At 42.3% G+C, this 8347-nt stretch carries 8 protein-coding genes and 1 rRNA gene; 5 read left to right on the forward strand and 4 right to left on the reverse strand.

The features are described from left to right. Position 1: 1 nt before the first annotated feature. Together PASHI_RS16470 and PASHI_RS16475 are read right to left on the reverse strand one after the other, a co-directional pair. The gene (locus PASHI_RS16470; RefSeq protein WP_062566384.1) at positions 2-703 is read right to left on the reverse strand and encodes an ABC transporter ATP-binding protein; all 702 of its coding nucleotides are present in this window, start codon (positions 701-703) and stop codon (positions 2-4) included. 11 nt (positions 704-714) lie between these two features. Next, complete coding sequence (locus tag PASHI_RS16475) at positions 715-1968, reverse strand: efflux RND transporter periplasmic adaptor subunit (RefSeq protein WP_054552245.1); 1254 nt, start codon at positions 1966-1968, stop codon at positions 715-717. A 230-nt stretch (positions 1969-2198) separates the two neighbouring features. On the opposite strand from PASHI_RS16475, the gene PASHI_RS16480 reads away from it, so the two are divergent. The 5 genes from PASHI_RS16480 (at position 2199) to PASHI_RS16500 (ending at position 7739) form a co-directional block, all read left to right on the forward strand. Continuing rightward, positions 2199-3602 carry a sigma-54-dependent transcriptional regulator gene (locus PASHI_RS16480; RefSeq protein ID WP_062566385.1) on the forward strand — a complete coding sequence of 468 codons (1404 nt, stop codon included), beginning with the start codon at positions 2199-2201 and terminating at the stop codon, positions 3600-3602. 3 nt (positions 3603-3605) lie between these two features. Then, entirely contained in the window at positions 3606-4910 is a 1305-nt protein-coding gene (locus PASHI_RS16485; protein ID WP_062566386.1) for a sensor histidine kinase, read from the forward strand. 85 nt (positions 4911-4995) lie between these two features. Further along, the gene (locus PASHI_RS16490; protein WP_156426500.1) at positions 4996-5535 is read left to right on the forward strand and encodes a hypothetical protein; all 540 of its coding nucleotides are present in this window, start codon (positions 4996-4998) and stop codon (positions 5533-5535) included. Between the two features lie 118 nt (positions 5536-5653). After that, a complete protein-coding gene (locus tag PASHI_RS16495) occupies positions 5654-6931 on the forward strand; it encodes a LysM peptidoglycan-binding domain-containing protein (RefSeq protein ID WP_062566387.1) in 1278 nt (425 codons plus the stop codon). A gap of 91 nt (positions 6932-7022) precedes the next feature. Beyond that, positions 7023-7739, forward strand: coding sequence for a hypothetical protein (locus PASHI_RS16500; RefSeq protein WP_062566388.1), 717 nt, complete (start codon positions 7023-7025; stop codon positions 7737-7739). 17 nt (positions 7740-7756) lie between these two features. Here the strand turns inward: PASHI_RS16500 and PASHI_RS22375 are convergent, their stop codons facing one another. Then, positions 7757-7888 carry a hypothetical protein gene (locus tag PASHI_RS22375; protein ID WP_279625978.1) on the reverse strand — a complete coding sequence of 44 codons (132 nt, stop codon included), beginning with the start codon at positions 7886-7888 and terminating at the stop codon, positions 7757-7759. Between the two features lie 194 nt (positions 7889-8082). Then, positions 8083-8197 (reverse strand): 5S ribosomal RNA (gene rrf / locus PASHI_RS16505). Positions 8198-8347: the final 150 nt, after the last annotated feature.

Raw genomic sequence — 8347 nt, forward strand, 5'->3', positions numbered from 1 at the left:
GTTATGCCACCTCTGCTGTTTGTTGAACACGGTTAGCTTTATCTACCATCACTTGGCCATCAAGTAAGCGCACTAAACGGTCAGCATAATTGCCTTCTTTTTCTGAGTGAGTAACCACAATTACCGTCGTACCTTCGCGATTTAGCTCACGCAGCATCGCCATGACTTCATCACCATTTTTTGAATCAAGGTTACCTGTAGGCTCATCCGCTAAGATAAGTTTTGGATTAATCACCAGTGCTCGGGCTACCGCTACACGTTGCTGCTGACCGCCCGATAGCTGCTGCGGTAAGTGATCTGCTCTATGGTCGATTGCAACACGTTTTAAGATTGCGTCTACTCGCTGCTTACGTTCACTTTTTGAGATGTTTTGATACTGTAGTGGCAGCTCAACGTTTTCAAATACTGTTAATTCATCAATTAAGTTAAAGCTTTGGAAAACAAAACCAATTGACGCTTTTCTAAGTGCCGCTAATTGTTTTTCACCAAACCCTGCGATGTCTTCACCTAAAAATTCAAAACTGCCTGCTGATGGCGAATCCAACATACCTAAAATAGAGAGTAATGTTGATTTACCACAGCCAGATGGCCCCATAATGGCAAGAAACTCGCCTTCGTTTACATGTAAGTTAATGTTATTAAGCGCTGTTGTTTCAACATCTTGAGTACGGAATACGCGTGATAAGTTAGTTAATTTAATCATTGTTTTTATCCTTAAAATTGTAGTTGTTGTGCTTTATCAAAGTTGCTGTAGCTAGAGGTGATCACGCGATCTCCGGCGCTTAGGCCACTTAACACTTCATAATAGTTTTGATTCTTTTTGCCAAGGCGAATATCTTTTCGTACTGCACGATTGCCATCTTTTTCCATGACATAAACCCAGTTACCCCCTGAGCTGGTAAAAAATGCGCCGCGTTCAAGTAATAAAGCAGTGCCCTTGCTATCACCTAGCATCAGCTGCACATCAAGGCTTTGCCCACGTTTTATGTTGCTCGTGCCATTGGGTAAATCGACTTCAACCTGAAACTGTGATTGCTGAACACGGCTATCAATTTTGCTAACTGTTGCCGCAATTTCGCCTTGCTCGTGTTCAATAAGCACTTGCATACCTGTTTGAACCTGGCTCAGGTAAAACTCATCTAGTCTCACAACTAGCTTGTATTCATTAGGAATATCAATCTGCCCTAGGCGAGCACCACGGCCTTTTGATTCACCAATTTCAACATCAAGTTCACTTAAATAACCATCGGCAGGTGCTGTTACGAGTAAGTTTTCAAGGTTCTTACGCGCAAACTGAAGGTTTTTCTCTAACATGTCGGCACTGTCTTTTAACTGGGCTACTTGAACTTCACGAATGCTGTTTTCTTGCTTTTGACGCTCAAGGGTTAGTTCTTTTCGAGCTTTGTAATACGCTAAGTCTTCTTGAATTTCAGATAATTGCTCTTGTGCTAACACACCCGTTTTCACTAGCGGCTGAGTTTGTTTTAAGCGACGCGATAAATGCGTAATTTTAAGATCGATTTCAAGCAAATCACGACGTAAGTTTAAACGGCTGGTTTCCATATTCATTTGCGTGTTACGTAAAAAGTTAAGCTGCTCAGTCACCTGTGCTTCACGACTCATTACATCAAGCTGCAAATTGGTATTGCTTAAACGCACAAGTGGTTGGCCTTTTTTAACAAACTCACCCTGCTCAACAAGTCGCTCTTCGACTTGGCCTCCGGCAATGGTGTCGAGGTAAATAGTAGTGCGAGGCATAACCTGACCACGAAGACTTAAAGCATCAACAAACTCACCTTGTTGTACTGTGCTAATCGTTAAGCTTGTCGCGGTTACTTGCTGACTACGACCTGTTTGCTCAGTTTGTGTGAAACCATAAGCTGCTGCCGCAACAGCTAAACATGCTGCTGCAATTACTGATTTCTTAAAAAATGCTTTGTTATTTGAGCGTGTAATTTTCTTATCCATGTTGACGCCTTTAAGTTATCTAGGTGCTAATTACCTATAGATAAAACAACTCTTGTGCCAACTTTTATTTTTATTAAATTACAAGGACTTATACAAAAATCAATACGATTGCATATAATCAAGTGTCCGCTTATAGAACACTTCAAAACCCATATATCGTCCATAAATGGACACTGTTACTATTTTCAATTAGTCTTAGTGTTCCCATAAAGGAATAATAATAAATAGCTATGAAACAAGCAGGATCAATTCTTATCGTCGATGATAACCCCGACGTACTCATCGCCGCACGATTACTTTTAAAGCAGCATTATCAGGTTGTAAAAACCACAGATAACCCCTTTGATATCGAAGGTATCATTAACGCACAGCATGAAGCGGATCAGGCTATAGATGTTGTGTTACTCGATATGAACTTCACGCAAGACTCAATTAGTGGCAAAGAAGGATTCTACTGGCTAAAAAAGATCATGAGCCAAGACGCTAACATTGCGGTACTGCTTATGACGGCCTACAGCGATATTCAGCTAGCTGTCGAAGCAATTAAAGCTGGTGCCTCTGACTTTATTGCCAAGCCTTGGCAAAATGAGCAATTACTCGGTGCTGTAGCGGCGGCATTTTCACACGCTAAAGACAAACAGCAAGTTGGTAAGCTCACAAAACAAAAGCAAGCCTTGCAGCAGTCAATCGGCAATCAACCATTTGAGTTTTTAGGCCAAAGTGATGCCATGCAGCAGGTTTTTTCGGTTATCGACAAAGCAGCCAACACAGATGCCAACATATTGATCAGTGGCGAAAGTGGCACAGGTAAAGAACTCACTGCCCATGCAATCCACAATGCAAGCCTGCGCCAAAGCCAACCCTTCATAAGCCTAGACATGGGCTCACTAGCCGAAAGCCTGTTTGAAAGCGAACTATTTGGCCATAAAAAAGGCGCGTTTACCGGCGCGAAAGAAGATCGCATTGGCCGATTTGAGCTGGCCCATGGTGGTAGTTTATTTTTAGACGAGCTAGGTAATTTACCGCTTAACCAACAAGTTAAACTGCTCGCAGCACTACAAAACAGGCAAATAACACCGGTTGGTGGTTCAAAAGTCATCGATATTGATATTCGTTTGATCTGTGCAACGAATGAAAACCTCGAACAAGCAGTTACTGAAGGCAAATTTAGGCAAGACTTACTGTACCGTGTTAATACCGTAGAGATCCGTTTGCCAGCTCTGCGCGAGCGCAGTGAAGACATTCCATTACTGTGTAACTACTACTTGCAGCACTTTGCACATAAATACAAACGTGAGCTCTCGATTGCGGCATCTGATATGACACGTTTAAGTCAGTATCATTGGCCAGGCAATGTCCGTGAACTTGCGCATGCAATTGAGCGAGCAGTCATCCTCTCAGAAGGCTCAGAGCTCGATATAAGCTCAGTGCTAAGCTCACCAAGTGCTGCTGTTAGTACAAGTGAGCTCTCTTCAAGCGCCACTGACTACGACACTTTTGATCTCGAAATCATCGAGCAAAGAACCGTTCGTGCAGCTTTAAAGCATTTTCAAGGGAACGTGAGTCATGCAGCTAAAGCCCTCGGCCTAACACGCGGAGCCATGTATCGTCGTTTAGAAAAATACGGACTGTAATCGATGCGTAATTTTATTAGCTTAGCCTGCCTATTAGCTGCATTAATTGGTTTATCAATAGCTTTGTTTTGGCAAGTAGAGCAAAGCGGGTTTTCTGCAATTTCGGCACTTTTAGTTATTTTAAATTTGGTATGTGCCGCGCAAATTTTTAATTTATTTAAACGCCAAACAAGGCGTGCAGATATGGTGTTTCGCGCTTTAGCGAATGGAGACAGCACATTAGGCTTTGGCGACCAACACCCTATGCAGCAGCAATTTGAGCAGGTTAAACAACAAATTCAGGCTGCGCGTTTTAATGCAGAGCAACAAGCCCAGTTCTTACAAGCGCTATTAATTCATATCGATTTAGCAGTATTAGTATGTGACGAACAAGGCACTATTATTGAAAGCAATCCGGCGGTCAGCCGTTTACTTGGACAAGCTGTAAAGCACATCGATGATTTAGGTGTAATAGCCAACCTAGTCCAAGACGCAAAGCAAAATAGCCGTAATACCGTGCCATGGCAAAATGGTGAGCAGCACGATACGTTATCTGTGCAGATCAGTATTGCCGAAATCCAAGGTAAAGTTCGTAAAGTGATCAGTTTGCAATCGATTCATGATCAGCTGCAATTAAAAGAGCAACAAGCTTATAAGCGCCTTACCAAAGTACTAACCCATGAAATTGCTAATTCGATTACGCCACTTTCTTCTTTAGCACAAACTTGTACGGCACTGCTGCCAACTGAGCTTAGTTTTGATGATCAGGAAGATAAACAAGACTTGCAACTCGCCCTAACAACACTCGCATCACGAACCGAGCATTTAGGAGAGTTTATAGCGCAATTTAAAAAGGTTAGTAGCTTACCCGCCCCACACTTACAGCCACATATTCTGGCCGATCTTGCCAAGCAAGTTGTTGCTTTGCACTCACAACAGGCTAAGCAGCTTAATATTACGTTGAATTTGTCGGTGCAAAGCCAACAGTTAGTAATGATAGATAGAGGCCAAGTTGAACAAGTAATAATAAACCTGCTTACAAATGCCATTGATGTCCTTAAGCAGTTAAATAGTCCAGAGTCAGCAAAGTGCATTGAGGTAAGCATTGCACAAAATGCTAATCAGCAACTGTATTTAGAGGTCAGCGACAATGGTACAGGTATCAGCGATCATGTGATCGAGTTGATTTTTGTGCCATTTTTTACTACCAAGCAACAAGGTTCAGGAATAGGCTTAAGTTTATCGCGCCAGATCATGCTCAATCATGGCGGCGATCTGGTTTATATCAAACGCCAGCAAGGAGCCTGCTTTCGCTGCGTGTTCGGTTAACTTACATAGTTAGAACACTTACTTACAATTTGCTAAGGCGCTGTTTGGTATCATGTACCCATTAACGTTTAATGGACTAACCAATATGCGATACCTCGCCTTAGCACTGTTTTCTTCACTTGCCTTTATTCCTACAAAAAGCTTTGCTGGTATTTATGACAGCCCAGATATGAACCTGTTTGTTAAATCAGAGCATAATAGTACTGATTCAATCACCTCAGCCGGCATCGAAGTTATGGCTAAAAATAACTACAGTAATTTCGGCGCAGCATTTACAACGGCACTAGGCTCAGCAGAAGTATTTACTAAAAAAGGTGATCGGGAGACATTTCTCACCTTAGATAGCGGCATCAAATTTGGCTATTTCAGTGACTTTTTTGTCTATGGCGAAGTGGGCTTAGATTTAATTGAGCTTGCCGTATACGACGACCGAGATGACCACGACTACAGCGACCGCTATGATGACGACCACAATAATATTGATGGCTATGTCGGTGTGGGTATGGGCGTGGACTCAAAGCCATTCAGAATAGAGATCTATGCCAGAGCCCGAGAAATAGACAGCCGCTATTGGGAAGCACAAAACCATGGTTATGCTGGGTTACAAGTTAGTATTTCGTTTTAATTTCAATTGGGTGAGTAAGTTAGCGAGCTGTTAATCTAATGGTCATTTTTAGCTCACCCTATGTTAAGCTTAGGCGCTTTAGTTTACCCGCACCTAAGTTAACGGAGTATTTTAATACGTGTTTTTAAATCGATTTTTAGGCCTTGTTGTTGTTTCTTTTATTGTAACAGGCTGTCAGACTGCCCCTGAGTCACTTCCCGAAAAGAAGCCCATCATCAAAGCTAATCCAGGCACTGTGGTTGCAGAAGCTAAAACAGCACAAGTAGACGCGGTGACACCGCTCAAACCAAGTGAACTTGATGACGTATGGCAGCGTATTCGCATTCAACTACAGTTTAGCGATTCAAGTCACCCAGATGTGCAAAAGCGCATTGCTTGGTACCTTACTCATCCAAATTACATGGAAGAAATAAGCCGCCGTGCAGAGCCGTATTTGTATCATATCGTTACAGAAGTAGAAAACCGTGACTTACCAATAGAACTCGCTCTAATGCCGCTTATAGAGAGCGATTTTGATGCCAGTGCCTATTCGCACAAACATGCATCGGGTTTATGGCAACTCACCCCCTCAATCGCCAAATACTTTAAAGTAAAAATTACCCCTTGGTATGATGGTCGCCAAGATGTGATCGACAGCACCCGCGCAGCTTTGGATTTTATGGAATACCTTTATAAACGCTTTGATGGCGATTGGTATCATGCTATTGCTGCCTACAATATTGGTGAAGGGCGTGTATTACAGGCAATTGCTCGTAATAAAAAACAAGGTAAGTCGACGGACTTCTTTAGCTTAAAGCTACCATCGCAAACCAAACAATACGTGCCTAAGTTACTGGCCGCAGCACAATTATTAAAACACCAAAAAATGATATTCCCTGCCATTAAGAATGAGCAGGCTATTGCGACCTTACCAGTAACTGGTGCAGTGATCTTGGCAGACAAAGCGAAATGGCAAGAGCTTGAAGAGCTGAACCATGGCGTTATCCGATATCCCGCGGTGATTGATGCGCCACATATTGTGGTCCCAAAAGATCAGCAGGCAAGTTATCAAACTCTATTAGCTAACCAAAAAAGCAATGATTATAGCCAGTGGCAACATTACACAGTAAAGCGCGGTGATAGCTTAAGTGTAATTGCAAAGAACTATAAAGTAACAGTTAGCCAGCTGAAAACCTTCAATAACCTAAAAACAAACACCATTCGTATTGGTCAAAAACTGATATTACCGCAATTGGCTGATCAACAAATCGAGTATAAGGTGAAATCTGGCGATAGCCTTTGGAAGATAGCAAAGCAATACAAAGTCAGTATCACTAAACTCAAACAATGGAATAACCTTTCAAGAGATAGCTTAAGAGTGGGTGAAAAGCTCACCGTATTTATCTCAAATAGTTAATACCAAACCAGGGAGTTTTACTCCCTGTCTCTTTTATCTATCCAATTAAAGTTGTATCTTTATTAGTCTATAAAAACAACAATTAAAAATTATGGATAATCAGCAACAGGACGTAAGCTGTTCAACCGTTAAATCAGAGCAAGATTCTAACGTTGAAGAGCAAACAAAGACCACCCAGCAAAACACTCAACAAGCCAGCAATCAGCGCAAGGCATGGTTTACCAACGAGCGGCTAAACCTATTTCTAGCACTCTGTGCCATTATTATCTCCGCAGCCTCCTTTTATGCCACTTACTTACAAGCCAGCGCCGCAGAACGACAAGTAAAAGCCGCAACCTGGCCATGGCTCGAAGTAATGACGGGGAATTTTAATGAAGAAAAAAATCAATCTGAAATCACCTTTGTACTCACTAATTCAGGATCAGGACCTGCGATAGTAAAGTATGTGAAGTATCTTTATAACGACCAATCATATTTAGATATCTATAAAGTAATTTCTGCATGCTGTTTTGATACACAAGCATATGAAACACAGCTACAAACTCTGCAAGATGACTCTCCCGACATAAATATTTTCGAAGCATTTGGCTGGATTATGACGAGTGCCAGTGATAACCGGTTACTGGCATCTGGCAGTAAACTTAAACTTTTTGGTTTCAAGCGAACGGGATTTAATGAAACTCAATGGGACAAAGTAAACAAGCAACGTAATAGCATCAAAACCGAGATCTGCTATTGCTCTTTACTAGAACAATGCTACCTAAGTGATGGCCGTGGTGATGTGAGAGAAATACAGCAGTGTGAGTGACACCGAGCTATCAGCTTTCAGCCGTCAGCGATCAGCCGCGCGATGTGGGTGTTTGGTGCTGCGTCTTCCTCTGCCCGAGGTTCTAGGTAAAGTGTACTTGTAGGAATGGCTTTAGCCATGAATGTTTTGCTAAGGTCTAGATTCGGCACTGAAGTGCCTCCTACGGGGTTTGTTGCTGTGGGTGACTCTGTGCTAAACAACCACACAGTTCAACTTTACCCTTGCTAACTTGTAACTCGCTAACTCATGTTGGGTTTCGCTCCGCTCTACCCAACCTACCTGGCTGAAAGCTCCAAACGCAAAAAAGCCCGACTCTTTCGAATCGGGCTTTCTCTTATTTGGAGCCTGGCGATGACCTACTTTCACATAGCAGCTGCTACACTATCATCGGCGCTGTTTCGTTTCACTACTGAGTTCGGCATGGGGTCAGGTGGGTCCAAAACGCTATTGTCACCAAGCAAATTTGGTTTTAATTCGCTCTTTTGAGCAAATTAATAAATCTGGAAATCTGATATCAAGTAAATGTCTACTTTAGTCTCTTAACTTCTGTTCGTTACGCTGTCATAAAACGCGTTTGGCGTTGTATGGTTAAGCCTCACGGGTAATTA

The sequence above is a fragment of the Pseudoalteromonas shioyasakiensis genome (genome assembly GCF_001550135.1).
GTDB lineage: Bacteria > Pseudomonadota > Gammaproteobacteria > Enterobacterales > Alteromonadaceae > Pseudoalteromonas > Pseudoalteromonas shioyasakiensis.

What these genes read in the sequence shown, in the direction of transcription:
- PASHI_RS16470 (WP_062566384.1), bottom strand. Translation starts at nt 703, where the DNA reads ATGATTAAATTAACTAACTTATCACGCGTATTCCGTACTCAAGATGTT.
- PASHI_RS16475 (WP_054552245.1), bottom strand. Translation starts at nt 1,968, where the DNA reads ATGGATAAGAAAATTACACGCTCAAATAACAAAGCATTTTTTAAGAAA.
- PASHI_RS16480 (WP_062566385.1), top strand. Translation starts at nt 2,199, where the DNA reads ATGAAACAAGCAGGATCAATTCTTATCGTCGATGATAACCCCGACGTA.
- PASHI_RS16485 (WP_062566386.1), top strand. Translation starts at nt 3,606, where the DNA reads ATGCGTAATTTTATTAGCTTAGCCTGCCTATTAGCTGCATTAATTGGT.
- PASHI_RS16490 (WP_156426500.1), top strand. Translation starts at nt 4,996, where the DNA reads ATGCGATACCTCGCCTTAGCACTGTTTTCTTCACTTGCCTTTATTCCT.
- PASHI_RS16500 (WP_062566388.1), top strand. Translation starts at nt 7,023, where the DNA reads ATGGATAATCAGCAACAGGACGTAAGCTGTTCAACCGTTAAATCAGAG.